This is a genomic window from Bradyrhizobium uaiense (assembly GCF_010811875.1).
In the GTDB taxonomy this organism is placed as follows: Bacteria; Pseudomonadota; Alphaproteobacteria; order Rhizobiales; family Xanthobacteraceae; genus Bradyrhizobium; species Bradyrhizobium uaiense.
Map to the genome: position 1 here is coordinate 1 of NZ_VKHP01000004.1, position 24,403 is coordinate 24,403.

Annotated in this window: 23 protein-coding genes and 1 pseudogene; 13 read left to right on the forward strand and 11 right to left on the reverse strand. The window is 65.1% G+C overall.

What is annotated here, in order from left to right; genetic code table 11:
- Positions 1–121 precede the first annotated feature (121 nt).
- Together FNJ47_RS01785 and FNJ47_RS01790 are read left to right on the forward strand one after the other, a co-directional pair.
- Positions 122–1,123 (forward strand): annotated as a pseudogene (locus FNJ47_RS01785) (MFS transporter); the annotation flags it as partial.
- A gap of 90 nt (positions 1,124–1,213) precedes the next feature.
- The gene (locus tag FNJ47_RS01790) at positions 1,214–1,489 is read left to right on the forward strand and encodes a hypothetical protein (protein ID WP_163149914.1); all 276 of its coding nucleotides are present in this window, start codon (positions 1,214–1,216) and stop codon (positions 1,487–1,489) included.
- A gap of 329 nt (positions 1,490–1,818) precedes the next feature.
- Here FNJ47_RS01790 and lon read toward each other — a convergent pair whose 3' ends face one another.
- From lon to corA, 3 genes are all read right to left on the reverse strand, one after another.
- Complete coding sequence (gene lon, locus FNJ47_RS01795) at positions 1,819–4,197, reverse strand: endopeptidase La (protein ID WP_163149916.1); 2,379 nt, start codon at positions 4,195–4,197, stop codon at positions 1,819–1,821.
- An 11-nt stretch (positions 4,198–4,208) separates the two neighbouring features.
- A complete protein-coding gene (locus tag FNJ47_RS01800; RefSeq protein WP_163149919.1) occupies positions 4,209–4,616 on the reverse strand; it encodes an Hsp20/alpha crystallin family protein in 408 nt (135 codons plus the stop codon).
- A 179-nt stretch (positions 4,617–4,795) separates the two neighbouring features.
- Positions 4,796–5,812 (reverse strand): magnesium/cobalt transporter CorA, encoded by a 1,017-nt coding sequence (gene corA / locus FNJ47_RS01805; RefSeq protein WP_163149922.1) that lies wholly within the window; start codon positions 5,810–5,812, stop codon positions 4,796–4,798.
- Positions 5,813–6,071: 259 nt separating this feature from the next.
- Between corA and FNJ47_RS01810 the strand changes: the two genes are divergently transcribed.
- Together FNJ47_RS01810 and FNJ47_RS49755 are read left to right on the forward strand one after the other, a co-directional pair.
- Positions 6,072–6,347 (forward strand): hypothetical protein, encoded by a 276-nt coding sequence (locus tag FNJ47_RS01810; RefSeq protein ID WP_163149925.1) that lies wholly within the window; start codon positions 6,072–6,074, stop codon positions 6,345–6,347.
- Position 6,348: 1 nt separating this feature from the next.
- A complete protein-coding gene (locus FNJ47_RS49755) occupies positions 6,349–6,513 on the forward strand; it encodes a hypothetical protein (RefSeq protein WP_165445485.1) in 165 nt (54 codons plus the stop codon).
- Between the two features lie 9 nt (positions 6,514–6,522).
- Here FNJ47_RS49755 and FNJ47_RS01815 read toward each other — a convergent pair whose 3' ends face one another.
- From FNJ47_RS01815 to FNJ47_RS01840, 6 genes are all read right to left on the reverse strand, one after another.
- Positions 6,523–7,284 carry a slipin family protein gene (locus FNJ47_RS01815; RefSeq protein ID WP_163149928.1) on the reverse strand — a complete coding sequence of 254 codons (762 nt, stop codon included), beginning with the start codon at positions 7,282–7,284 and terminating at the stop codon, positions 6,523–6,525.
- Positions 7,281–8,678 carry an NfeD family protein gene (locus FNJ47_RS01820; protein WP_163149931.1) on the reverse strand — a complete coding sequence of 466 codons (1,398 nt, stop codon included), beginning with the start codon at positions 8,676–8,678 and terminating at the stop codon, positions 7,281–7,283. Before FNJ47_RS01820 ends, FNJ47_RS01815 begins: the two co-directional genes overlap by 4 nt.
- 116 nt (positions 8,679–8,794) lie before the next feature.
- Complete coding sequence (gene dapA, locus FNJ47_RS01825) at positions 8,795–9,724, reverse strand: 4-hydroxy-tetrahydrodipicolinate synthase (RefSeq protein ID WP_347341598.1); 930 nt, start codon at positions 9,722–9,724, stop codon at positions 8,795–8,797.
- A 21-nt stretch (positions 9,725–9,745) separates the two neighbouring features.
- Complete coding sequence (locus tag FNJ47_RS01830; RefSeq protein WP_163149937.1) at positions 9,746–10,000, reverse strand: hypothetical protein; 255 nt, start codon at positions 9,998–10,000, stop codon at positions 9,746–9,748.
- A 114-nt stretch (positions 10,001–10,114) separates the two neighbouring features.
- Positions 10,115–10,390, reverse strand: a complete 276-nt coding sequence (locus FNJ47_RS01835; RefSeq protein ID WP_163149940.1) for a hypothetical protein — start codon at positions 10,388–10,390, stop codon at positions 10,115–10,117.
- A 13-nt stretch (positions 10,391–10,403) separates the two neighbouring features.
- Entirely contained in the window at positions 10,404–10,868 is a 465-nt protein-coding gene (locus tag FNJ47_RS01840; protein WP_163149943.1) for a hypothetical protein, read from the reverse strand.
- Positions 10,869–11,362: 494 nt separating this feature from the next.
- Between FNJ47_RS01840 and FNJ47_RS01845 the strand changes: the two genes are divergently transcribed.
- The 7 genes from FNJ47_RS01845 to FNJ47_RS01875 all read left to right on the forward strand — a co-directional run bounded on the left by FNJ47_RS01845 (position 11,363) and on the right by FNJ47_RS01875 (position 19,848).
- Positions 11,363–11,452, forward strand: coding sequence for a K(+)-transporting ATPase subunit F (locus tag FNJ47_RS01845; RefSeq protein WP_163149946.1), 90 nt, complete (start codon positions 11,363–11,365; stop codon positions 11,450–11,452).
- A 119-nt stretch (positions 11,453–11,571) separates the two neighbouring features.
- Positions 11,572–13,275, forward strand: coding sequence for a potassium-transporting ATPase subunit KdpA (gene kdpA, locus FNJ47_RS01850; protein ID WP_163149949.1), 1,704 nt, complete (start codon positions 11,572–11,574; stop codon positions 13,273–13,275).
- Between the two features lie 23 nt (positions 13,276–13,298).
- Positions 13,299–15,410, forward strand: a complete 2,112-nt coding sequence (gene kdpB, locus FNJ47_RS01855; protein ID WP_163149952.1) for a potassium-transporting ATPase subunit KdpB — start codon at positions 13,299–13,301, stop codon at positions 15,408–15,410.
- 116 nt (positions 15,411–15,526) lie between these two features.
- Positions 15,527–16,132 (forward strand): K(+)-transporting ATPase subunit C, encoded by a 606-nt coding sequence (locus tag FNJ47_RS01860; protein WP_163149955.1) that lies wholly within the window; start codon positions 15,527–15,529, stop codon positions 16,130–16,132.
- Positions 16,133–16,171: 39 nt separating this feature from the next.
- A complete protein-coding gene (locus tag FNJ47_RS01865; protein WP_163149958.1) occupies positions 16,172–18,883 on the forward strand; it encodes a sensor histidine kinase in 2,712 nt (903 codons plus the stop codon).
- A complete protein-coding gene (locus FNJ47_RS01870) occupies positions 18,880–19,569 on the forward strand; it encodes a response regulator (RefSeq protein WP_163149961.1) in 690 nt (229 codons plus the stop codon). The genes FNJ47_RS01865 and FNJ47_RS01870 overlap by 4 nt, the downstream gene beginning before the upstream one ends.
- A gap of 54 nt (positions 19,570–19,623) precedes the next feature.
- Complete coding sequence (locus tag FNJ47_RS01875; RefSeq protein WP_163149964.1) at positions 19,624–19,848, forward strand: DUF6496 domain-containing protein; 225 nt, start codon at positions 19,624–19,626, stop codon at positions 19,846–19,848.
- Between the two features lie 112 nt (positions 19,849–19,960).
- On the opposite strand, the gene ku is transcribed toward FNJ47_RS01875, so the two are convergent.
- The gene (gene ku / locus FNJ47_RS01880; protein WP_163149965.1) at positions 19,961–20,848 is read right to left on the reverse strand and encodes a non-homologous end joining protein Ku; all 888 of its coding nucleotides are present in this window, start codon (positions 20,846–20,848) and stop codon (positions 19,961–19,963) included.
- A gap of 104 nt (positions 20,849–20,952) precedes the next feature.
- On the opposite strand from ku, the gene ligD reads away from it, so the two are divergent.
- Positions 20,953–23,583, forward strand: a complete 2,631-nt coding sequence (ligD, locus tag FNJ47_RS01885; protein WP_163149969.1) for a DNA ligase D — start codon at positions 20,953–20,955, stop codon at positions 23,581–23,583.
- A 179-nt stretch (positions 23,584–23,762) separates the two neighbouring features.
- Here ligD and FNJ47_RS01890 read toward each other — a convergent pair whose 3' ends face one another.
- Positions 23,763–23,927: a DUF3309 family protein gene (locus FNJ47_RS01890; protein ID WP_021080901.1), complete on the reverse strand. Its 165-nt coding sequence runs from the start codon at positions 23,925–23,927 to the stop codon at positions 23,763–23,765.
- A gap of 166 nt (positions 23,928–24,093) precedes the next feature.
- Here FNJ47_RS01890 and FNJ47_RS01895 point away from each other — a divergent pair, with 166 nt between their 5' ends.
- On the forward strand, positions 24,094–24,402 hold the full coding sequence (locus tag FNJ47_RS01895) for a polyhydroxyalkanoic acid system family protein (RefSeq protein ID WP_163149973.1): 309 nt from the start codon (positions 24,094–24,096) through the stop codon (positions 24,400–24,402).
- Position 24,403 lies beyond the last annotated feature (1 nt).

Below are 24,403 nucleotides of genomic sequence, written 5' to 3' on the forward strand. Positions count from 1 at the left end.
ACGCCCACCGAGGTCGGCGTCTTGAAATAGTTCATCAGCCTGTCCGCGAGCGGCGCACCGATCATCGCGCCGCCACCAAAGCCCATGATCGCCATGCCGGTCGCCATGCCGCGGCGGTCGGGAAACCTTCCTCACCATGGGCGCGATCTACTTCGTCTTCATGATGATCGGCGCGTTCCGCTATCGCATCCCGCCGGCCGGCTGGCAGCCGGACGGCTGGACGCCGCCGGCCAAGTCCAACGCGATGATCTCGACCAGGAACGTGCATCTCGACAACGCGCACAAGACGCCGCAGTTCTGGCTGATCTGGCTGGTGCTCTGCCTCAACGTGTCGGCGGGCATCGGGGTGATCGGCATGGCCTCGCCGATGCTGCAGGAGATATTCGCCGGCAAGCTGATCGGGTTGCCCAATGTCGGCTTCAATGCGCTTGATGCCTCGCAGAAGGCGCAGATCGCGGCGATCGCCGCCGGCTTCGCCGGCCTGCTGTCGCTGTTCAACATCGGCGGCCGCTTCTTCTGGGCCTCGCTGTCGGACAAGATCGGCCGCAAGAACACCTATTACACGTTCTTCGTGCTCGGCATCGTGCTCTACGCGCTGGCGCCGACCTTTGCCGCGATGGGCTCGAAGCTTCTGTTCGTGCTTGGCTTCGGCATCATCCTGTCGATGTATGGCGGCGGCTTCGCCACCGTGCCGGCCTATCTCGCCGACATGTTCGGCACCCAGTTCGTCGGCGCGATCCATGGCCGCCTGCTGACGGCATGGTCGACCGCCGGTATTATCGGCCCCGTGGTGGTGAACTACCTGCGCGATTTCCAACTAGCGGCCGGTGTGCCGCGCGACCAGCTCTACAACACGACGATGTATATCCTCTGCGCCATGCTGATTGCCGGCTTCATCTGCAACTACCTGATCAAACCGGTCGATCCGAAGTGGCACATGAGCGACGCCGAGGTGGCGAAGCTGCAGGAAGCCACCGCGACTGGTGGCGCCGGACCGAGCGGATCGTTCGGTATCGGCAAGGGCGGTCTGGACGGCCGGGCGGCGCTGTTCTGGCTGTTCGTCGGAATTCCGCTGGCCTGGGGCATCTACATGACGCTGCTCAGCGCGGTCAAAATCCTCTGATCGCGACGATCATCGCCGCGGGTCGCCGATGCTACGGCGCCTGCGGCATTCGTTTTATTCAATAAACAGAAATGGAATTGGGGGATTTCAATGGTTCGCACCCGGATTTGCCTTGCCGCCGCATTGCTCGCCGTCGGGCTTCATGCCGCCTCGGCCCAGACCGCGGCACCGGCCGCGCCGGCGCCGGCCGCCACCACGGCCAAGCCGTCGAAGATCAAGCTGACGATGGAGAAACTGAAGGCCATGAAAGCGCAGTGGCACGCCAACAAGCCCAAGCTCAAGGCCTGCCGCAAAGAGGTGAAGCAGAAGGGACTGATCGGCGACGACCGCTGGTTCTATATCTCGGACTGCATGACCAAGACCTGAGGCCGCTCTGAATACGTTGAACATTGAGTGGAGAGAGCGCGCCGTGCGGCACCCCTCTCCCTAGCCCTCCCCCGCAAGGGGGGAGGGAACCCTTCCGCCGGTGACTCCCTTACACATTCGATGCCGAGATCGTCCGAGACCTGGTCGGTGCTCGCAGCACTCGTGTGCATGACAGACCTTGCAGCTATTCAAACATCGTCTGCGCTTCTTGCGCGGCGCAACGTAAGGTGAGCACGCTGATCAGACTCCCTCCCCCCTTGCGGGGGAGGGCTAGGGAGAGGGGTAAGCCCCGGGCGAGATGATCAACGCCCAGCGTTATCTGCCGCCACTCACTCCGCAGCCGCGGGCGTCGCCTTGGCGGGCTCCAGCGCGGCGGCGATTGCTTCGTCGACGCGCTCCAGCCAGATGAATTCCAGCTTGGCGCGAGCGCCGGCGGGGATGTCGTCGTAGTCGCGCCTGTTGCGCGCCGGCAGCATCACCCGGGTCAGGCCCGCGGCCGCGGCGGCGACCACCTTCTCCTTGATGCCGCCGACCGGAAGCACGAGGCCGCGCAGCGAGATCTCGCCGGTCATCGCGGTGTCACTGCGCACCGTGCGGTCGGTCAGGAGCGAGGTGAGGGCGGTGAACATCGCAACGCCTGCGCTGGGGCCGTCCTTCGGTGTGGCGCCGGCGGGAACGTGGACATGGATGTCGCTCTTCTCGAACACGGCGGGGTCGATGCCGAGCTGGGCGGCGCGGCTTTTGACCAGCGTCATCGCGGCCTGCACGCTCTCGCGCATCACGTCGCCGAGCTGCCCGGTGATCATCAACGCACCGCGGCCCGGCGTGCGCGAGGCCTCGATGAACAGGATGTCGCCCCCGACCGGGGTCCAGGCAAGCCCGGTGGCCACGCCCGGGATGCTGGTGCGCTGCGCGATCTCGTTCTCGAACCGCGGCTGACCGAGCAGCGACACGATGTCCTTTGGCGTGATCGTGACGTGGCTGGTGCTGCCCTCGGCGATCTGCACCGCGACGTTGCGCAGCACCTTGCCGATCTCGCGCTCGAGATTGCGGACGCCTGCCTCGCGGGTGTAGCTCTTGATGATCAGCCGCAGCGCATCCGGCTCGATCTCGACCTGTTCGGCCTTGATGCCGTTGGCCTCGAGCTGGCGGCGCACCAGATAGCGCTTGGCGATCTCGAGCTTCTCATCCTCGGTGTAGCCGGCAAGGCTGATCAGCTCCATGCGGTCGAGCAGCGGGCCCGGGACGCCGTCGAGCATGTTGGCGGTGGCGATGAAGACGACGCGGGAGAGGTCGAACGGCACGCCGAGATAATTGTCGCGGAAGGTGCTGTTCTGCTCGGGGTCGAGCACCTCTAACATCGCGGCCGACGGATCGCCCTGGATGCCGCGCCCCATCTTGTCGATCTCGTCCAGCATCATCACGCAATTGCGCGCGCCGGCCTTCTTGATCGCCTGGATGATGTTGCCGGGCAGCGCGCCGATATAGGTGCGGCGATGGCCGCGGATCTCGGCCTCGTCATGCACGCCACCAAGGCTGACCCGAACGAACGGCCGCGACATCGCGCGCGCGATCGATTGCCCGAGCGAGGTCTTGCCGACGCCGGGAGGTCCGAGGAAGCAGAGGATCGGCGCCTTGCCGCCGGGCGCGAGCTTGCGCACCGCGAGATATTCGATGATGCGGCTCTTGATCTTCTCCAGACCGTAATGGTCCTGGTCGAGGATCTTGCGCGCTTCCGCGATGTCGATCGGCTTCTCCTCCGGAATGCTCCAGGGCAGGTCGATCAGCCAGTCGAGATAGCTGCGCACCATGCCGGATTCGGCCGCGGCCTCGGGCATCCGCTCATAGCGGCGCAATTCCTTCCGCGCCTGGCCCTCGGCCTCCGGTGGCATCTTGGCCTCCGCGATCGCCTTGGTCAGTTCGGCGACCTCGGCGGCCTTGCCGTCGCCTTCACCGAGCTGGCGCTGGATGGTCGCCATCTGCTCGCGCAGGATCGCCTCGCGCTGCCGCTCGTCGAACACCGCCTTGGTCTTCTGCCCGATCTCCTGGCTGAGCCTCAGCACCTCGATGCGCTCGGCGAGATGGCGCGACACCTTGTCCATCCGCGCCACGAGGTCGATGGTTTCCAGGATGTCCTGCTTCTCCGCCGGCTTGATGTCCATGTAGGAGGTCGCAAGGTCGGCCAGCGTCGCCGGCGACGTCGTACCCTGCAGCGCGGCGATCAACTCGGGCGGCGTCTGCGGCAGCAATTGCGCGGCCTCCAGCGCCTGGCGCTGCAGATTAAGGAAGCGCGCTTCGATCTCGGGCGAGGTGTTGGTCGGTTCGGGAATCTGCAGCACGCGGGCGGCGAGGAACGGCGTGCCGGGCAGATAGTCGAGCACGCGCATGCGCTGCACGCCCTGGCAGACCAGATGGTGGGTGTCGTCGGCGCCGGTGATGTAGCGCACGATGTTGGCGACAGTACCGACACGGTAGAGCCCGTCCGGGCCGGGATCGTTGGTCTCGGGATCGCGTTGCAGCAGGATGCCGATCGGCCGCTGCTCGCGCACCGCCTGCTGGGCCGCGGCGATCGAGGTCGCGCGCGCGATCGTGATCGGGATGATCACGTCCGGAAACAGCACGGTGTTGCGCACCGGGACGATGATCATCGCGTCGCTCGGAATCGGGGCCGAGCTCGATGCCGGGCTTGAAATGTCTGATGCAGCCATATCGAAATCCCTCAGCTCGATTTTCCGAGCCGCAGGCCGACGCAGCCATGCGCGGCAAAGCGGCTGATGGTGTAGCGGCCGGTCGGCAGCGCGATGCGGCGCTCGAAGCGGCCCTGCGGCAGCTCGAGGCGCAGGATGCGGGCGTTGCGGAGCTCGGAGGGCAAAGTGCGGCGGCCGGAGATCACCAGCGTGCCGCCGTCGAGCGCGGCCTCGACCTCGTCGGGATCGACCCCCGGCAGCGCGACCAGGATCAGGATCTCCTCCTCGGTCTCGATCACGTCCATCGGCGGTTCCCAGCTCGGCTCGCTGGTTTCCCCGCGCGGGTGCAAATTGAGGAAGCTCTGGTGCAATCGTTCGGCGCGGGCGAGCGCCTCGATCGCATCCGTCAGCATCCAGTTGATCTGATCCTTGGGCCGCATGGGCAGTCTCCACGTCGCATTGGGAGGCGAGGTTACCGGTCTTGCCGCCGACCGTAAACCGGCCTCTGGTGCCGCCGATCGAGGGTAAAATTGTCCGTAATGTCACGATTTGCAGCATGGCTGGGATGCGCCGCTGCGCTCTGCTCCGGGCCAGAATGGCTCGATGTTCTGATCGCTGCCTACAGCCAGCCGGAACGCCTGAACTGCCAGAACAGCGCGCCGCATGCGACCAGCATCAGGCCCATCACGACGAAATAACTGTACTCCCATTGCAGCTCCGGAATGTACTTGAAATTCATGCCGTAGATGCCGGCGACGGCGGTCGGCACCGCCACGATCGCAAGCCATGAGGCGAGCTTCTTGGAGATCGCGGTTTCCTGCGCCTGACCGACCAGCAGGCTTGCCTCAAATGCAAAGGCGAGCACCTCGCGCAGTGAATCGATGCGTTCCTGGATGGTGCGGACGTGGTCCGTGACATCACGGAACAGCGGCCGCATCGTCTCGCGCACCATCGGCAGGTTGTCGCGCTCCAGCCTGCGGCAGACCTCCACCAGCGGCCCGACCGCGTTGCGTAGCCGCAGCAGGTCGCGCCGCAGCAGATAGAGCCGCTCGATCTGTGCCCGCGTCATCGCGCTCGCCAGCACCTCCGCCTCCATCGCCTCGACCTCCTCCTGGATCGTCTCGAGCACCGGTGAGTAGTTGTCGACGATGAAATCGAGGATGGCATAGAGGATGTAGTCCTCGCCCCGGGCGAGAGCGCGCGGGCAGCTCTCGCAACGCTCGCGGACCGGCGTGTAGGAGGTCGAGGCGCCGTGGCGAACGGAGACGATGTAGCCCTCGCCGACGAACAGGTGCGTCTCGCCGAACGAGATGCTCTCGCCCTCGAGCTGCGCGGTGCGTGCCACGATGAACAGCGCATCACCGTATTGTTCGATCTTCGGACGCTGATGCGCATGATCCGCATCTTCGATCGCGAGGTCGTGCAGCTGGAATTGTCGCTGCAGGCTGCTCAGCAGCGTCATGTCGGGCTCGTGCAGGCCGATCCACACGACATGATCCGGCTTGTTGCGCCAGCTCGCGGCCTCATCGATCGCGATATTGGCCACGCGTCGTCCCTCGACATAGACGCCTGCCGCGACCACGCCATCGGCGTGGACCGGCCCGGCGGTTGCGACAGTTGGCGATACGAGGTTCATGGTCTTCACCCTCGGTGATCAAGCCCGCTTGACGCTGTTTGCTGTCGAAAGGCTAGCACTGAATGGGCGCTGGTCAACACGGCCAGCGACATTGCGTTCCGGCCTGTACGGGGCGGCACATCCGGTCCCATCGCAGGTTGGCCGGTCTTTATGCGACTCCTATGTCGCGCCGCGGCGTGTCCTCTCGAATTCCTACGGACTTCCCAGCATCTATGGCGTGACGCGGTGCGTTCGCGCGCCGCCAACAGGAAGGTGGGACATGACCTTGCTCCACGTACACGATGTCCGGCCGCACGGTTCGGCCGGTGCCATGCCTCTGGTGCTGCGGCGGACCATCCGGCGGATCGGCCTCGCCTTCAGGACGCTTCACCGCGCCATCGCCGCGGCAAAAATCCACCGGCTGCGCAACGAGCTGTTGCTGCATCGCGGGCATGAGGACTGGGCACGGACCCATCTCAACGTCGGCATGCCCGGCGGCGATGCCGAGAGATATCCGCGGGCGCCGGTCGTGCTCGGCGAGAAGTGGGACTACTGAGATGCGCGCAGTTGTATTCATCGCGTCCCTGCTGCGCAGCGCCGCAGAGGGGCTGCTCAAATTCTTCGCCTGGATCGGCGAGGAGCCGATCAGCGTCTACCGGCCCGAAGCCCATTATATGCGCGGCCCCGGACCTGCGTGGCGGGCCAAGCATCACGGGCATTAGCAATTGCGATCACGTCGCCTCGCTACGGCGCGTGAGGTGATCGAGCAAATTCATCGGGAGCGGGAAGACCACGGTCGAGGAGCGCTCGCCGGCAATGTCATGCAGCGCGGCGAAATAGCGGAGCTGCATCGCCTGCGGCTCCTGGGCGAGGATCCGCCCGGCCTCGACCAGCTTCTCGGCGGCCTGCTGCTCGCCCATCGCGTTGATCACCTTGGCGCGCCGCAGCCGCTCTGCCTCGGCCTGCTTGGCGATCGCCCGCACCATGGTTTCGTTGATATCGATGTCCTTGATCTCGACCGCGTTGACCTTGATACCCCAGACGTCGGTCTGCTTGTCGAGGGTCTCCTGGATATCGGCGTTCAGCCGGTCGCGTTCCGCCAGCATCTCGTCGAGCTCGTGCTTGCCGAGCACCGAGCGCAGCGTGGTCTGGGCCAGCTGGCTGGTCGCAGCCATGTAGTCGCTGACCTTGATGATGGCGCGCTCGGGGTCGACGATGCGGAAGTAGAGAACGGCGTTGACCTTGACCGAGACGTTGTCGCGAGAAATTACGTCCTGCGGCGGCACCACCTGCACCACCACCCTGAGATCGACCTTCACCAGCTGCTGCACAACCGGAATCAGGATGATGAGCCCGGGACCCTTCACCCCGGTGAAACGACCCAGCGTGAAGATGACGCCGCGCTCATATTCGCGCAGCACGCGCACGGCCTGGGTCAGGAATATGATGATCAGCAACGCGATCGCCGCATAGGTGAAATAATCAAGCATCATGCTTTACCTCCCTGGCCGGCGGCGGCCGGCGCACGCCGCACCACCAGCGTCAGATCGACGATGTTGGCGACCTCGACCGTCTCTCCGGCCCTGAATGTCTCGGTGCCGCGCGCCTGCCAGCGTTCACCATTGGTGAAGACGTGGCCTGACGTCTCGGTCCAGTCGAGCACCTCGGCCGATAGCCCGCGCATGGCTTGCGCGCCAAGGCGGATCGGGCCGTTGCGCGCGCGGCGCAGCGCGCCGAGCACGACGAGAACGAGGCCTGCGAACATCGCCGCGACGATGCAGATCACCGACCATGACAGGTGGTATCCGGGCGCCTCGATCCGAAACAGCATGGCGGCGCCAAGCACGAAGGCGACGATGCCGCCGAGGCCGATCACGACGGTCGGGTTGAACGCCTCGATCGCAAGCAGCGCGATCCCGACCAGCATCAGGGCGAAGCCGGCATAGTTGATCGGCAGCATGTTGAGTGCATAGAGGCCGAGCAGCAGGCAGATCGTCCCGACGACCCCAGGCGCCACGGCACCGGGCGACATGAACTCGAATATCAGGCCGTAGATGCCGACCATCAGCAGGACGAACGCGATGTTGGGGTCGGTGACGACCGCCAGTGCGCGCGAGAGCCAGGTGGGGTCGATGGCTTCGATCACGGCATCCTTGGTCGCCAGGCGCTGTGTCTTGCCGCCGGCAAGCTCCACCGTGTGGCCGTCGATCTGCCTCAGCAGGTCGGCCGGATCGCGCGCGGTAAACTCGATGACATTGGCTTGCAATGCGGCGTTGGTGCTGAGGGTGGCAGCATCGCGGACCGCCTTCTCGGCCCAGTCGGCATTGCGGCCGCGCAGTTCGGCGAGGCTGCGGATGAAGGCAACGGCATCGTTCGTCACCTTCGCCGTCATGGCATCCTTGGTCTCGGACGCGCTGCCGCCGTCTTTCTGATCCTTGCCACCCTTGTCCGGGGGGCTGCCCGGCAGGCCCGGCATCGGGCCGCCAATCTGGACCGGCGTCGCGGCGCCGATATTGGTGCCAGGCGCCATCGCGGCAAGATGGGTCGCATAGAGGATATAGGTCCCGGCGCTCGCGGCGTGGGCGCCGGAGGGCGCAACATAGCCGACGACGGGAACGGGCGAGGCCAGCACGTCGGTGATGATCTCGCGCATGCTGGTGCTGAGACCGCCCGGTGTGTTCAGGCGCAGGATGACGATCTCGGCGCGCCGTTCGGCGGCCTTGGCCAGAGCATCTTTGACGTAACTGGCCGATGCCGGCCCGATCGCGCCGTCGATTGAAATGGTCAGGGCAAGATGGCTGTTGTCCGCGGCCGCGCCGGGACGGATGGAGAAAACCAGAGCGACCAGGACGGTCGCCATAACGAGAGCCGCCTTGAGGGTCTGCACGGCAAGCACTCCCTTGCCGTGGATATGGGGCGCCGTCCGGGAACCTCAATATGGCGCGGTGTCACGGAGCCGTGCGTGGCTCCTATTGTGCATTGCGATGGCTCGCGTCGCGGCTTTCATTTTGCTTCCGCCAGATAGTCATCGGCGATGTCGGTCATCGCCTGCGCGATCTCGGCCTTCGCCTGCGCCTCCAGCTGAACGATCGGCAGCCGCGTCGCCGGCTGCATGAAGCCCAATAATGCCAGCGCGAATTTCAGGGCAGCGGGATGGTCGCGTTCCAGCAGTGTCGCAAGCGGCGTCAGCCGCCGGTGCAGCTCGCGCGCCTGATGCAATCGCCCGGCGCGGAGATGCCGGGCCACGGCCACACACAGATCGGGCGCAAGGTTCGCCACGGTGGAAATGCAGCCATGACCGCCAGCTGCGAGATGCGCCAGCGAAATGGTGTCGTCGCCGGTCAGCATCCGGAATGTCGCCGGCAGGCGTGGGCGCAGGCGCGTAAGCCGGCCGATGTCGCCGCTGCTGTCGCGCAGGCCCACGATTTGCGGCGAAGCTGCCAACTCGACCAGCGTCTCGTCGACCAGGCCTTTCACTGTTCGAGACGGAATGTCGTGCAGGATCACTGGCAAGGTCGTGGCCGCGGCGACGGCGCGGAAATGCGCCGCCATGCCCTGTGGCATCGGCTTGTTGTAGTAAGGCACGACCGACAATATGGCGTCGGCACCGGCTGCTTCCGCGGCGGCCGTGAACGTGACGGCACGATCCGTCGCGTTCGACCCGGCGCCGGCGATGATGCGGACCCGCTTGCGTGCGACGCGGTCGGCGATGCGGACCAGCTGCGTGCGCTCCGCGGGCTCGAGCGTCGAGCTCTCACCTGCAGTCTCGCCGACCACCAGTGCCGTGGCGCCGGCCGCGATCTGGCGCTCGCACAGCCGGCCGAACGCTTCGGTGTCGATTTCGTCCCGGTGATTGAAGGGGGTCGGAAGATCGGGGATGAAGCCCGACAGCCATTCGCCCGAATCCGGACGCGACGCCGCTATCGAAGTCACATTTGAAGTCATGGGGGTGGCTTAGGCCACGCGGCTTGCGGGGAGGCTTGCGGTCTCGCCGCGCATATCGAGCTCGATCTCGCGCGACAGCTCGACGATCATTTCGGGGTGCTGGCCGTTCTCGAACAGCGCGTATTTGACGGCCTGGGCGCGATTGACGAACAGGCCGCCATAGAGGCCGTTCTGCTGCTGGGCGACCCATTGGCCGCGGTGGTTGCGGCCGATGAAGACAATGGTGGACGCTGCGCTACACAAGGGAGGTTCGACGAATTTCACTGTGGTCGTCCTTAAGGTGGAAGTCACGCGTTCAATGTCTGTCTTGCCGGATATGAAATCGAGCACGAGCGAGCAGCGACTTCATAGGAGCGGCATAGGATTTCATGGGATGGTTCAGAGGCGCTGGACGATGCCGGTGCCGAGCGCGCACAGCGCGACATAGGCGGTCATCTCGTCCCAGTGATTGAGGTTTGCGGCAAACGGCATTTCCCGTTTGGCAATCCCGGCGAAGGCGCAGATCACGGCCGACATCAAGAGCAGCGTGACGAGGCCCCTGCCGAAGCCGGCGCCGGCGAACGCCGCGAAGCCGATCATGATGGCAAGCCGGAAGCCGAACCGGACCATGACTTGGATCGACGGCAGTTGCCGCGGCAATTGTTTGGTGTTCACGGCTGCGCCGCCGTCAGCCGATATTGTCGACGAGCAGCGGCTCGTACAGCGTGCGCGGTTCGCGACGCACGGTCGGCACGCTGGTGCGATTCTCGGGCGTCGAGATCCGCTGCGCCTCGACGAAGCCACTGAGGATTGCGAGTGCGAGATCGGTATGGCGGGTCTCGATCGACTGGTCGAGCCAGTCCGGCAGCTCGCGCTCGCGCGACAGCGCGCAGTGCCACTCGCCCTCGTCATAGACCAGGCGGCGGATTTGCCACTGTGGCAGTTCGAGATCGAGCAGCGCGATTGCGGCATCGGTCCAGGCGCCGGACCGGATCAGGCGCTCGACGCGGGCGGTCTTGCCGCTCTGTCCGACCGAGGGAAAGCGCCGGCAGGTCTGGCTGATGATGTCGGCCATGAATTCGGCGGATACCGCATAGGCGTCGCGCAGCCGTTCGCCGAGATCGGTCGAGGTGTTTTCGGATAGCACGGACATGGCGTCATCTCGTCCTGGGTGCGGCCCAAAGCATTGGCCGCAGGCCCAAAATGGCCGGAGTGCCATTTGAATACGAGATGAGGCGAGGGGCGGAGATATAGGGATTCCATAAAGGCCGCGCGTCGTCCCGGCGAAAGCCGGGACCCATAACCACCGATCTCAGTTGTCGTGTCGCGCTGGAGCTCCAGCCGTCGCAAAACTCGGCCCTGTGGCTATGGGTCCCGGCTTTCGCCGGGACGACGGCTGAGAACGTTGGCGGCACTGAGGCACTTATACGATTCCTATAACGTCCTTATTCGCCACCTCTCGAAAACCTATGCCCCGGATGGCACCTCACGGCGATCCGGCGCGGAGCGCTTATACGGTCGCCCGCGCCCCTCGGATGCATAGGAGTCTCTCATGATGGACATTCTCATGGCGGCGCTCGCGATCGGCTTCTTCGCGGCCGGCATCGGCTACGCCTACGCCTGCGAACGGCTGTGACGGAGGCGACGATGATCTTCGATTACTCGCTCGCCAGCCTCGTTTCGCTCGGCCTGTTGTTCTACCTCACCTACGCATTGCTGCGGCCCGAACGCTTCTAGGCGGTTCGCCATGCTCGCGCTTTGCACGATCCTCTTGGCCGACGCGGTGCTGACCGGGCTGTTGCTCGGCATGTTCGCGTCGCTGCTGCGCTTCGCACCCATTCGAAAGGTTTGACGCGATGACCGTCATCGGCTGGATTCAAATTATTCTATTTTGCGCGATCGTGATCGCGCTGGTCAAACCGCTCGGCTGGTACATGACCCGCGTGTTCAGCGGCGAGCGCACCTTCCTCTCCCCCGTGCTGCGCCCCCTCGAGCGCGGCATCTACTGGGTCGGCGGCGTCGACGAGCGGCGCGAGCAGCATTGGCTGACCTATACGGTCGCGATGCTGCTGTTCCATGTCGGCGGCTTCGCCCTGATCTACGGCCTGATGCGGTTGCAGGCGGTGCTGCCGTTCAACCCGGCCGGCCAGACCGCGGTTGCCGAGGATCTCTCGTTCAACACTGCGATCTCCTTCATCACCAACACCAACTGGCAGAACTACGGCGGCGAGAGCACGCTGTCCTATCTGGTCCAGATGCTGGGCCTGACCCACCAGAACTTCCTGTCGGCGGCGACCGGCATCGCGCTGGCGATGGCGCTGATCCGCGGCTTCACCCGCTCGTCGATGCGCACGGTCGGTAATTTCTGGGTCGACGTCACGCGCTGCACGCTCTACGTGCTGCTGCCGATCTGCATCGTTTATGCGCTGTTCCTGGTCTGGCAGGGCATGCCGCAGACGCTCGGCGCTTATGTCGATGCCGCCACGCTTGAGGGCGGCAAGCAGACCATCGCGCTCGGACCTGTCGCTTCGCAGGTTGCGATCAAGATGCTTGGCACCAATGGCGGCGGCTTCTTCAATGCTAACGCCGCGCATCCGTTCGAGAATCCGACCGCGCTGTCCAACCTCGTGCAGATGATCTCGATCTTCGCGCTGGGTGCGGCGCTGACGAATGTGTTCGGCCGCATGGTCGGCAACCAGCGCCAGGGCTGGGCGATCTTCGCCGTGATGGGCATCCTGTTCGTCGCCGGCGTCACCGTCACCTATTGGGCGGAAGCCAACGGCACCTCGGCGCTGCAGGCGCTGGGTCTCACCGGCGGTAACATGGAGGGCAAGGAGGTCCGCTTCGGCGTCGTCGCGTCCTCGCTGTTCGCCGTCGTCACCACCGCCGCCTCCTGCGGCGCGGTCAATGCCATGCATGACAGCTTCACCGCGCTCGGCGGCATGATCCCGCTGATCAACATGCAGCTTGGCGAAGTCATCATCGGCGGCGTCGGTGCGGGCCTTTACGGCATGCTGCTGTTCGTCGTGCTGGCGATCTTCGTCGCCGGCCTGATGGTCGGCCGTACGCCGGAATATGTCGGCAAGAAGATCGAGGCGCGCGAGGTCAAGATGGCGATGCTTGCGATCCTGGTGCTGCCGCTGATGTATCTCGGCTGGACCGCGGTCGGCGTGGTGCTGCCGTCGGCGGTGGCCTCGATGGCCAATGCCGGTCCGCACGGCTTCACCGAGGTGCTCTATGCCTACACCTCGGGAACCGGCAACAACGGTTCGGCGTTCGCGGGCCTCACCGGCAACACCCTGTTCTACAATCTGACGCTCGCGATGGCGATGTTCGTCGGCCGCTTCTTCATGATCGTGCCGGCGATGGCCATTGCAGGTTCGCTGGTCGAGAAGAAGTCGATCCCGGCCTCGGCGGGCACCTTCCCGACCACCGGCGGCCTGTTCGTCGGCCTTGTCATCGGCGTGATCCTGATCATCGGCGGTCTCACCTTCTTCCCGGCGCTGGCGCTCGGGCCGATCGTCGAGCACCTCGCCATGAACGCCAACACCCTGTTCTGATCGAATTGTCCGGAGTGACATCCATGGAAACCACAAGACTGCAGAAGCAGGTGACGGCGTCGACCATGCTCGACCCGAAGATCCTGGTGCCGGCGATCAAATCGGCCTTCGTCAAGCTGGATCCCCGGCTGATGGCGAAGAACCCCGTGATGTTCGTGGTCGAGGTCGTGGCGGCGCTGACCACCGTGATCTTCATGCGCGACCTTGTCATTGGTAACGCCAATCTCGGCTTCACCTTCCAGATCATCCTCTGGCTCTGGTTCACCGTGCTGTTCGCCAACTTCGCCGAGGCCGTTGCCGAAGGCCGCGGCAAGGCGCAGGCGGAGTCCCTGAAAAAGACCCGTACCGAGAGTCAGGCCAAGCTGCTCACCGGCACCGACCGGACCTATCGCATGGTGCCCGGTACCTCGCTGAAGGTCGGTGATATCGTGCTGGTCGAGGCCGGCGACAACATCCCGTCGGACGGCGAGGTGATCGAAGGCGTTGCTTCAGTCAATGAAGCGGCGATTACCGGTGAATCCGCGCCTGTGATCCGCGAGTCCGGCGGCGATCGCTCGGCGGTCACCGGCGGCACCCAGGTGCTGTCGGACTGGATCCGCGTCCGCATCACCGCAGCCCAGGGCTCGACCTTCATCGACCGCATGATCAAGCTGGTGGAGGGCGCCGAGCGGCAGAAGACGCCGAACGAGATCGCGCTCAACATCCTGCTGGCGGGCCTCACCATCATCTTCGTGTTCGCGACGGTGACGATCCCGAGCTATGCGGCCTATGCCGGCGGCTCGATCTCGGTCGTGGTGCTGGTGGCGCTGTTCGTCACGCTGATCCCGACCACGATCGGCGCGCTGCTGTCGGCGATCGGCATTGCCGGCATGGACCGCCTGGTGCGCTTCAATGTGCTGGCGATGTCCGGCCGCGCGGTGGAAGCCGCCGGCGACGTCGATACGCTGCTGCTGGACAAGACCGGCACCATCACTCTCGGCAACCGCCAGGCGACCGCGTTCCGTCCGATCCGCGGCGTCCCCGAGCAGGACCTCGCCGACGCGGCACAGCTCGCTTCGCTGGCCGACGAGACGCCGGAAGGCCGTTCGATCGTGGTGCTCGCCAAGGAGAAGTACGGCATCCGTGGTCGCGACATGCACGAGCTTGCCGCGACCTTCGTGCCGTTCACCGCGCAGACCCGCATGAGCGGCATCGACGCCGGCACGTCGTCGGTCCGCAAGGGCGCGGTGGATGCCATCCTCGCCTATGTCGACGGCGGTTCACCCCGTACGGTCGCCTCCGGCAACACCGTCCGTGCGGTCGCGGCGACGATGAGCGCGGAAGCCCGCGAGATCCAGGCGATCGCCGACGAGATCGCCAAGGCCGGCGGCACGCCGCTGGCGGTCGCCAAGGACGGCAAGCTGCTCGGCGTCGTGCACCTCAAGGATATCGTCAAGGGCGGCATCCGCGAACGCTTCGCAGAATTGCGCCGGATGGGCATCCGGACCGTGATGATCACCGGCGACAACCCGATGACCGCAGCCGCGATCGCGGCCGAGGCCGGCGTCGATGATTTCCTGGCGCAGGCAACCCCTGAGGATAAGCTCAAGCTGATCCGCGACGAGCAATCCAAAGGCAAGCTGGTCGCGATGTGCGGCGACGGCACCAACGATGCGCCGGCGCTGGCGCAGGCCGATGTCGGCGTCGCCATGAACACCGGCACCCAGGCGGCCCGCGAGGCAGGCAACATGGTCGACCTCGACTCCAACCCGACCAAGTTGATCGAGGTGGTCGAGATCGGCAAGCAGCTGTTGATGACCCGCGGCGCGCTGACCACGTTCTCGATCGCCAACGACGTCGCGAAGTACTTTGCGATCATCCCGGCGATGTTCCTCGCGTTCTATCCGCAGCTCCAGGTGCTGAACGTGATGCACCTCGCGAGCCCGCAGAGCGCGATCCTGTCGGCGATCATCTTCAACGCGCTGATCATCATTGCGCTGATCCCCTTGGCGCTGAAGGGCGTCAAGTATCGCGCCGTCGGCGCTGGTGCGCTGCTCAGCCGCAACCTGATGATCTATGGCCTCGGCGGCATCATCATCCCGTTCATCGGCATCAAGGCGATCGACCTCATCGTCGCCGCCCTGGGCCTGGCGTAACCGTGTAGCCGTCATTGCGAGGAGCGAAGCGACGAAGCAATCCACCCATCCGTTGTGCCGAACCATGGATTGCTTCGCTTCGCTCGCAATGACGAAAGAGACCTAGGAGATACATCATGTTGAAAGAAATTCGCCCCGCCATTCTCGTGCTGGTTCTGCTGACCGCGATCACGGGCCTTGCCTATCCGCTCGCCATGACGGCGATCGCCGGCGTCATCTTTCCGAAGCAGGCGCAAGGCAGCCTGATCGAGAAGGACGGCAAGGTGATCGGCTCCGCTTTGATCGGGCAGGAGTTCAAGGAGGACAAATACTTCCATGGCCGGCCGTCGGCGACGGTCGCGCCCGATCCGAACGATTCCTCCAAGACCGTGCCGGCGCCCTACAACGCGGCCAATTCCGGCGGCTCCAACCTCGGTCCGACCAGCAAGGCGCTGAACGATCGGGTCAAGGAGGATGTCGAGAGGCTGAAGGCGGAGAACCCCTCCGCCGGCGTGCCGGTCGATCTCGTCACCACCTCCGCCAGCGGCCTCGATCCGGACATCTCGCCGGACGCCGCGCTGTTCCAGGTGCCGCGGGTGGCCAAGGCGCGCAGCATGTCGGAAGATGTGGTGCGTGAGCTGGTGACGCAGAACACGCAAGGCCGCTTCGCCGGCGTGATCGGCGAGCCCCGCGTTAACGTTCTTGCGCTCAACCTGGCGCTCGACGCAGCAAAGGCGAAATAGGGGAGTAGGCCCGCTCTCGCAGGATGACTATATTGCGGTATGGCCAATCAGCGTGACCCCCACAAACGACCCTCGCCGGATGCGCTGCTGGAGGCGGCGCGCCGGGAGACCGATCGCTCGGGGCGGCTGAAGATCTTCATCGGCGCCGCGCCCGGTGTCGGCAAGACCTACGAGATGCTCTCGAGCGCCCACGCCCGCCTCAAGGCGGGCGTGGACGTCGTGGTCGGTGTCGTCGAAACCCACGGCCGGATGGAGACCGAGGCGCTGCTCAGGGGTCTCGAAGTGATCCCGCGGAAGCGGCTGGCCTATCGCGACCAGACGCTCGAGGAAATGGACCTCGATGCCGTGATCGCGCGGCGCCCTCAGCTCGCGCTGGTCGACGAGCTCGCCCACACCAATGCACCGGGCAGCCGGCATCCCAAGCGCTATCTCGATGTCGAGGAGCTGCTGTCGCACGGCATCGACGTCTACACCGCGATCAACATTCAGCACATCGAGAGCCTCAACGACGTCGTCGCGCAGATCACCCATGTGCGGGTGCGCGAGACCGTGCCCGACTCGGTGGTCGATCGCGCCCATGCGATCGAGCTGATCGACCTCACGCCCGACGACCTGATCCAGCGGCTGAAGGAGGGCAAGGTCTATGTGCCCAAGCAGGCCGAGCGGGCGCTGGAGCACTATTTCTCGCCCGGCAATCTGACCGCGCTGCGCGAGCTGGCACTGCGCCGCACCGCCGAGCGGGTCGACGAGCAGCTGCTCAACCACATGCAGGCCAATGCGATCCAGGGCCCGTGGGCCGCCGGCGAGCGGATTCTTGTTTGCCTGAGCGAGGACCCGCGCGCGGCAGGCCTCGTGCGCTACACCAAACGGTTGGCCGACCGGCTGCACGCGCAATGGACCGCCGTCAGCATCGAGACGCGACGCAGCCTGCAACTGAGCGACGAGCAGCGCGACCGCCTGGCCGATACCATGCGGCTTGCGGAATCGCTCGGCGGCGAGGCGTTGACGCTGCCCGGTGTCGGCCGCCGCATCGCCGACGACGTCATCAATTTTGCGCAAGCCAACAACGTCACCCAGATCATCATCGGCAAATCGACGCGTTCGCGCTGGTTCGAGCTGACGCACGGCTCCGTGGTGCACGATCTGGTGCGCCGCGCCGGCAATATCAGCGTCAACGTGATCGCCGGCGACGAGCTGCCGGTCGGCAAGGCGGCGGTGCAGACCGCGCAGCGGCAGGAGCCGTTCAACCCGCGGCCTTACCTGATGGCGCTGCTGCTGACGGCGATCGGGCTCGGCGCGGCCAAGCTGATCCAGCCGTTCTTCGGCATCGAGAATGTCGACCTCGTGTTCATCACCGCCGTGGTCGGCGCTGCGGCGCGCTACGGCCTGTGGCCGTCGCTGCTGGCGAGCGTCGCCGCCTCGCTGTGCTACAATTTCTTCTTCCTGCCGCCGGTCTATACCTTCACCATCACCGACCCGACCAACGTCGCGGCGTTCTTCTTCTTCATGCTGATCGCGTTGCTGGTCTCCAACGTCGCGGCGCGGGTGCGCACCCAGGCCGACACCGCGATCGGCCGCGTCCGCACCACCGAGTCGCTCTATGCCTTCAGCCGCAAGCTCGCGGGCACCGCGACGCTGGACGACGTGTTGTGGGCGACCGCCTACCAGATCGCGCTGATGCTGAAGGTGCGTGTGGTGTTGCTGCTGCCGGAGGGCGGCATGCTGACCGTCAAGAGCGGCTATCCGCCGGAGGACCAGCTCGATCAGGCCGATCTCGCCGCCGCCAACTGGGCCTGGGGCAACGACCGCCCGGCAGGCCGCGGCTCGGACACGCTGCCCGGCGGAAAGCGGCTGTTCCTGCCGATGCGCACCGGCCGCGGCCCGATCGGGGTGATCGGCATCGACGACGACCGCACCGGGCCGCTGCTGACGCCGGACCAGCGCCGGCTGCTCGATGCGCTGGTCGACCAGGGGGCGCTGGCGATCGAGCGTGTGCTGCTGGTCGAGGACATGGATCGCGTCAAGCGCACGGTGGAATCCGACCGGCTGCGCGGCGCACTCCTGACCTCGATCTCGCACGACCTCAAGACGCCGCTGGCCTCGGTGCTCGGCTCGGCCTCGGCGCTGCGCGATCTCGGCGCCAACCTGAGCGACGCCCAGAAGCATGACCTGCTCGCGACCGTGATCGACGAGTCGGAGCGGCTCAATCGTTTCATCGCCAATCTGCTCGACATGACCAAGCTGGAGTCAGGCGCGATCGTGCCCAACACCGCACGGCACGACGTCGGCGAGATCGTTGGCAGCGCGCTGCGTCGCGCCGCCAAGATCCTGGTGCATCACCGGGTGTCGCTGGAGCTCGCGGCCGATCTGCCGATGCTGGAGCTTGACGCCGTGCTGTTCGAGCAGGTGCTGTTCAATCTGCTCGACAACGCCGCCAAGTACGCCCCATCGGACACCACGATCTCGATCCACGGCGTGCGCGACCGTGACACGATCGCGTTGCAGATACTCGATGAAGGCAACGGTATTCCGGCGGCCGAGCTCGAGAGCGTGTTCGACAAATTCTATCGCGCCGAGAAGGGCGACCATGTCCGCCCCGGCACCGGCCTTGGGCTTGCGATCTCGCGCGGCTTCGTCGAGGCAATGCGCGGCACGATCGCGGCGGCCAACCGCTCCGACCGGAGCGGCGCCGTCATCACCATCCGCCTGCCGATCCCGGCCGACACCAACGCGCTGGACACTGTTGCATGAACGCGACACCCATCAAGGTCCTGGTCATCGACGACGAGCCGCCGATCCGCAAGCTGCTGCGGATGGGGCTCAGCACCCAGGGCTACGACATCCTGGAAGCCTCCAACGGCAAGATCGCCCTGGAGATGCTGGCCGAGGGGCCGGCGCTGATCATCCTCGATCTCGGACTGCCCGATATCCAGGGCCACGACCTCCTGCGCATGATCCGCGGCCGCAACGAGAGCGTTCCGGTGGTGGTGCTGTCGAGCCGCGGCGACGAGGCCGGCAAGGTGCAGGCGCTCGATCTCGGCGCCGACGACTATCTGACCAAGCCGTTCGGCATGGACGAATTGCTGGCGCGGCTGCGCGCGGCGCTGCGCCACCAGTTGCAGGTGCAGGGCGAGCGGCCGGTGTTCCGCTCCGGCGATCTCGCGGTCGATCTGGTGCGGCGGATCGTCAAGGTCGGCGACAAGGAGATCAAGCTGTCGCCGAAGGAATATGACCTGCTGCGCGTGCTGGTTCAGCACGCCGGCAAGGTGCTGACGCATCGCTTCCTGCTGAAGGAGTTGTGGGACGAGCTGACCGACGCGCAATATTTGCGTGTCTATGTGCGCCAGCTCCGCCAGAAGATCGAGGCCGACCCCGAGCGCCCGCAATTCGTGCTGACCGAGACCGGCATCGGCTATCGGCTGCGCGCGGCAGACTAGCTTCGGAACCTTCGCTCCGATCGAGGCTTGTTCTCCCTTATCGGGAGAGAAGCCATGGCAAGAAAATACTCGCGGAAGGCATCGAGCGATGTCGAGCGTGTAATGAAGAAGCGCAAGGCCGGGACGCTGCGCAGCGGCCGCTCCAAGAAGAAGGTGAAGAGCCGCAAGCAGGCAATCGCTATCGGTCTGTCCGAAGCGCGCGCCAAGGGGCGGAAGGTGCCGAAGAAGGCGTCCAAGAAGAAGACGGCGAAGAAGCGCAAGACGTCGAAGAAGAGGTAGCCTTCGCATATCCATCCTCGTCATTGCGAGGAGCGAAGCGACGAAGCAATCCATCTCTCCACGCGGGGAAAGATGGATTGCTTCGCTTCGCTCGCAATGACGTGGAGAGGCCTTATCCCGCCTTGCGCGATCGCGCGCTCGACCGGTGCGCCTTCTTGGCGGTACGGCGTTGCGCGGCCGGGCGCCGTGCGCTGGAGCCTGAGCGCCTGGCGCCGCCTTTCCGGTCCTTCAGGCTCTGCTTCAGCGCGTCCATCAGGCTCACCACATTGCTTGGCTTCTCCTCGCGCGCGGCGGCCTTGATCGGCTTGCCGGCGGCCTTGCGGCGGACCAGCGCCTTCAGCGCGGTCTCGTATTCGTCCTTGAATTTCGACGGGTCGAAATGGCCGGCCTTGCTGTCCAGGATATGGCCGGCAAGCTCGATCATGTCCTTGGTCACTTTCGGGCTCTTGATGTCATCGAAATAATCGTCGGCCTCGCGCACCTCGTAGGGGTAGCGCAGGGTGGTGCCGAGCATGCCCTTGTCGAGTGGTTCGATCGCGATCACGTGTTCGCGGTTGGTCAGCACGATCCGCGCCAGCGCGACCCGGTCCTGGTCCTTCATGGCGTCGCGGATCACCGCGAAGGCGTCGACGCCGGCCTTGCCGTCGGGCCTGATGTAATAGGGGTGGTCGAGATAGCGCTTGTCGATCTCGCCCTCGGGCACGAAACTGTCGATATCGATGGTGTGGTTGCTCTCGATCTCGACCGCCTCGAGCTCGTCCTTCTCGATCTCGACATATTTGCCCTTGCTTACCTCGTAGCCGCGGCCCTTCTGGTCGCCCTCGACGATATCGCCGGTCTCGGTATCGACCATCTGCTGCTTCAGCCGGTTGCCGGTCTCCCGGTTGATCATGTGGAAGCGCGTCTTCTCGACTGTGGTCGAGGCCGGGTAGAGCGCCACGGGGCACGACACCAGCGAGAGTTTGAGCGTGCCTTTCCAGTAGGCGCGGGGAGCAGCCATCATCGTCTCCAAACAGCTTGAGTTTGGAACTTGAACGGATACCGTAGGTTTTGGTTCCTGATGGCCGCACGGGCGGCGGCCGCCGTTTGTCCCGAGGCCTTTACGTGTCGCTGAGAAATCTCACCACCTATCGCAAGAAGCGCGACTTCGAGAAGACCAATGAGCCGTCGGGCGAGGTCAGGGTCGCGCCAGCGAAGCAGCGGCGCTTCGTGATCCAGAAGCATGATGCGACGCGGCTGCATTATGATTTCAGGCTGGAGTTCGACGGCGTCTTCAAGTCCTGGGCGGTGACGCGCGGGCCCTCGCTCGATCCGCATGACAAGCGGCTCGCGGTCGAGGTCGAGGATCATCCGCTCGACTATGGCGATTTCGAAGGCACCATTCCCGAAGGCCAGTATGGCGGCGGCACGGTGCAGCTGTGGGATCGCGGCACCTGGGAATCTGACGATCCCGAGCGTGGCTTCAAGAAGGGCGACCTGAAGTTCACGCTGCATGGCGACAAGCTGCACGGCAGCTGGGTGCTGGTGCGGATGAAGAACGATCGCACCGGCGGCAAACGTACCAACTGGCTGCTGATCAAGCACCGAGATGAGTATGCCGTCGATGGCAACGGCGAAGCAATCCTCGCCGAGGACCGCTCGGTTGCCTCCGGCCGTTCGATGGAGCAGATCGCAGCCGGCAAGGGTCGGGCGCCGAAGCCGTTCATGCTGGCGAAGGGCAGTGGCAAAGCCAAGGCGGACGCGGTCTGGCAATCCAGTCACGGCATGGCGGCGGACGCGCGCGCCAAAACCAAGGCGCCGGCGCCGAAAGCAAAGCTGAAGGAACGACCGAAGGCGACGTCGAAGCAGGTGACGGAGATGCCCGATTTCGTCACGCCGCAGCTCTGCGCCGCGGTCGAGAGCCCGCCAAATGGCGCGGGCTGGTGCCACGAGATCAAGTTCGACGGCTATCGCGTGCAGCTTCGCGTCGAGGACGGTGAGGCCGTGCTGAAGACCCGCAAGGGGCTCGACTGGTCCGACAAGTTTGGCGCGATCGTGAAGGAGGCCGGCAAGCTGCCGGATGCCCTGATAGATGGCGAGATCGTCGCGCTCGACGAGAAAGGCATCCCGCATTTTTCGACGTTGCAGGCGGCGCTCTCGGACGGCAAGACCGGTCAGTTGATCTTCTACGCGTTCGACCTGCTGTTTGCCGGCCACGAGGATCTGCGCCCGCTGCCACTCACCGCGCGCAAGGCGCGGCTCAAGGCGCTGCTCGCTGCCCGCAAGGGCAAGAACCCTCTGATCCGTTATGTCGAGCATTTCGAGCAGCGTGGCGACGCCGTGCTGGACTCGGCGCGCGAGCTCGGGCTGGAAGGTATCGTCTCCAAGAAGCTCGACGGCGCCTATCGGTCGGGCCGGTCCGATGACTGGACCAAGGCCAAGATCCGCGCCGGCCATGAGGTGGTGATCGGTGGCTGGAAGGATACCAACGGCAAATTCCGCTCGCTGATGGCGGGCGTCTATCGCGGCGATCATCTGGCCTTTGTCGGCATCGTCGGCACCGGCTTCGGCCAGGACACCGTTCGCCGCATCATGCCGGCGCTGAAGGCGGCGGCATCGGACACCAGCCCGTTCGGCGGCAAGAATGCGCCGAAGAAGACCCGCGACGTGCACTGGCTGAAGCCCGAACTGGTCGCCGAGATCGAGTTCGCCGGCTGGACTGATGCTCAGAATATCCGCCAGGCGGCGTTCAAGGGCCTGCGCCAGGACAAGCCGGCGCATGAGGTCGAGGCCGAACGGCCGGTCGTAACCAAGGTGGTGAAGCCGATGGCAAGAGGCGTGGCGAAAAAGGGGACTGCCGAGGTAATGGGTGTCGTCATCTCCCATCCCGACAAGGCGCTGTGGCCGGATGCCGGCGATGCCGAGCCAGTGACCAAGCTCGATCTCGCCAACTATTTCGCTGCGGTCGGCGAATGGATGATCGGATACCTTAAGGGCCGGCCGTGCTCGATCGTGCGCGCGCCTGACGGCATCAAGGGCGAGACTTTCTTCCAGCGCCACGCGATGGCGGGCACGTCGAAGCTCCTGAAGCTCGCCAAGGTCTCCGGCGACCGCAAGCCCTATCTGCAGATTGATCAGGTCGAGGGGCTCGCCGCGGTCGCGCAGCTCGGCGGCCTTGAGCTGCATCCCTGGAATTGTGCGCCCGATGCCTACGACACGCCGAGCCGGCTGGTGTTCGATCTCGATCCCGCGCCCGATGTCGCGTTCTCCGACGTGATCGACGCTGCCAAAGACATGCGCCAGCGGCTCACCGCGGTCGGCCTCGAGAGCTTCTGCAAGACCACCGGCGGCAAGGGTCTCCACGTCGTGGCGCCGCTCTCCTCAGGCGCGAAGGACAAGGTGACGTGGAAGGAGGCCAAGGCGTTCGCGCAAGCGATCTGCCAGTGGATGGCGCAGGATGACCCCGAACGCTACCTGATCAACATGTCGAAGGCCAAGCGCACCGGAAAGATCTTCCTCGACTATCTGCGCAACGACCGGCTCTCGACCGCGGTCGCGGTGCTGTCGCCGCGGGCGCGACCGGGCGCCACCGTGTCGATGCCGCTGACCTGGACCCAGGTGCGCGGCGATCTCGATTCGAAGAAGTACACGGTGCGGTCGGTGCCGGCGCTGCTCGCGAAGACCAAGGCCTGGGACGGCTATGAGGACGCGGCCTCGTCGATCAAGCCGGCGATGAAGAAGCTCGCGGCATTGTAGCCGTCATTGGGCGGGCTGGTGCCGTTGACTCACGTCGTCATACTCCGCGAAAGCGGGGTATCCAGTACGCCGCGGCCCATCGGTTCAATCGTCGACGCCTCTGGAATACTGGATCACCCGCGTTCGCTTTCGCGGGTGATGACAGTTGTTGATGCGGATAGTACGCAACGTTCCCGGCGCTAGAGGCGTCCGAGCAACAGCAGGATGAGCAGGATCACGATCACGAGGCCGAGACCGCCGCCGCCATAATAGCCGGTGCCGTAGAACGGCCCGCCGCCGATGCCGCTGAAGCCACCAAGCAGCGCAATGACCAGAATAATAAGGATGATCGTTCCAATTGACATCTCAACTCTCCTCAGCCCGGCGGGCCTGTTGATCTCTGCCCTTCGGGAGAGGAAACAACCCGTCATGATGAAGGTTCCGGGTTGGGCGGTGCGATAAAGCTGTGTGGTCTTCCGTTTGGGTTGGAACAGAACTACATGAACGGAATCCTTGGAGGAGTACACCCCGATGTCGGCTCCGCTGATCGTCTCGATTCCCCACAGCCTTGGCCGTGACGAGGCCATCCGCCGCTTGAAGACGGGCCTGTCGCGCGCAGCCGCGAACGTGCCGGTGCTGAGTGTCGACGAGGAGCGCTGGGAGAATAACCGCATGAACTTTCGTGTCCGCGCGATGGGGCAGGTCGCGGCCGGGCATGTCGATGTCGAGGATGCCGTCGTGCGCGTGGAGGTGACGCTGCCGTGGCTGCTGCAGCGCTTCGCCGAGGTCGCGCAGGCCGCCATTCAGAAGAGCGGACAGCTGCTGCTGACCAAGCGCTGAC

What these genes read in the sequence shown, in the direction of transcription:
- lon (WP_163149916.1), bottom strand. Translation starts at nt 4,197, where the DNA reads ATGGCTGCATCAGACATTTCAAGCCCGGCATCGAGCTCGGCCCCGATT.
- FNJ47_RS49755 (WP_165445485.1), top strand. Translation starts at nt 6,349, where the DNA reads ATGCGCGCAGTTGTATTCATCGCGTCCCTGCTGCGCAGCGCCGCAGAG.
- FNJ47_RS01875 (WP_163149964.1), top strand. Translation starts at nt 19,624, where the DNA reads ATGGCAAGAAAATACTCGCGGAAGGCATCGAGCGATGTCGAGCGTGTA.
- FNJ47_RS01865 (WP_163149958.1), top strand. Translation starts at nt 16,172, where the DNA reads ATGGCCAATCAGCGTGACCCCCACAAACGACCCTCGCCGGATGCGCTG.
- kdpB (WP_163149952.1), top strand. Translation starts at nt 13,299, where the DNA reads ATGGAAACCACAAGACTGCAGAAGCAGGTGACGGCGTCGACCATGCTC.
- kdpA (WP_163149949.1), top strand. Translation starts at nt 11,572, where the DNA reads ATGACCGTCATCGGCTGGATTCAAATTATTCTATTTTGCGCGATCGTG.
- FNJ47_RS01870 (WP_163149961.1), top strand. Translation starts at nt 18,880, where the DNA reads ATGAACGCGACACCCATCAAGGTCCTGGTCATCGACGACGAGCCGCCG.
- corA (WP_163149922.1), bottom strand. Translation starts at nt 5,812, where the DNA reads ATGAACCTCGTATCGCCAACTGTCGCAACCGCCGGGCCGGTCCACGCC.
- FNJ47_RS01815 (WP_163149928.1), bottom strand. Translation starts at nt 7,284, where the DNA reads ATGATGCTTGATTATTTCACCTATGCGGCGATCGCGTTGCTGATCATC.
- FNJ47_RS01790 (WP_163149914.1), top strand. Translation starts at nt 1,214, where the DNA reads ATGGTTCGCACCCGGATTTGCCTTGCCGCCGCATTGCTCGCCGTCGGG.
- ku (WP_163149965.1), bottom strand. Translation starts at nt 20,848, where the DNA reads ATGGCTGCTCCCCGCGCCTACTGGAAAGGCACGCTCAAACTCTCGCTG.
- FNJ47_RS01890 (WP_021080901.1), bottom strand. Translation starts at nt 23,927, where the DNA reads ATGTCAATTGGAACGATCATCCTTATTATTCTGGTCATTGCGCTGCTT.
- FNJ47_RS01840 (WP_163149943.1), bottom strand. Translation starts at nt 10,868, where the DNA reads ATGTCCGTGCTATCCGAAAACACCTCGACCGATCTCGGCGAACGGCTG.
- FNJ47_RS01810 (WP_163149925.1), top strand. Translation starts at nt 6,072, where the DNA reads ATGACCTTGCTCCACGTACACGATGTCCGGCCGCACGGTTCGGCCGGT.
- FNJ47_RS01895 (WP_163149973.1), top strand. Translation starts at nt 24,094, where the DNA reads ATGTCGGCTCCGCTGATCGTCTCGATTCCCCACAGCCTTGGCCGTGAC.
- FNJ47_RS01860 (WP_163149955.1), top strand. Translation starts at nt 15,527, where the DNA reads ATGTTGAAAGAAATTCGCCCCGCCATTCTCGTGCTGGTTCTGCTGACC.
- FNJ47_RS01800 (WP_163149919.1), bottom strand. Translation starts at nt 4,616, where the DNA reads ATGCGGCCCAAGGATCAGATCAACTGGATGCTGACGGATGCGATCGAG.
- FNJ47_RS01845 (WP_163149946.1), top strand. Translation starts at nt 11,363, where the DNA reads ATGATCTTCGATTACTCGCTCGCCAGCCTCGTTTCGCTCGGCCTGTTG.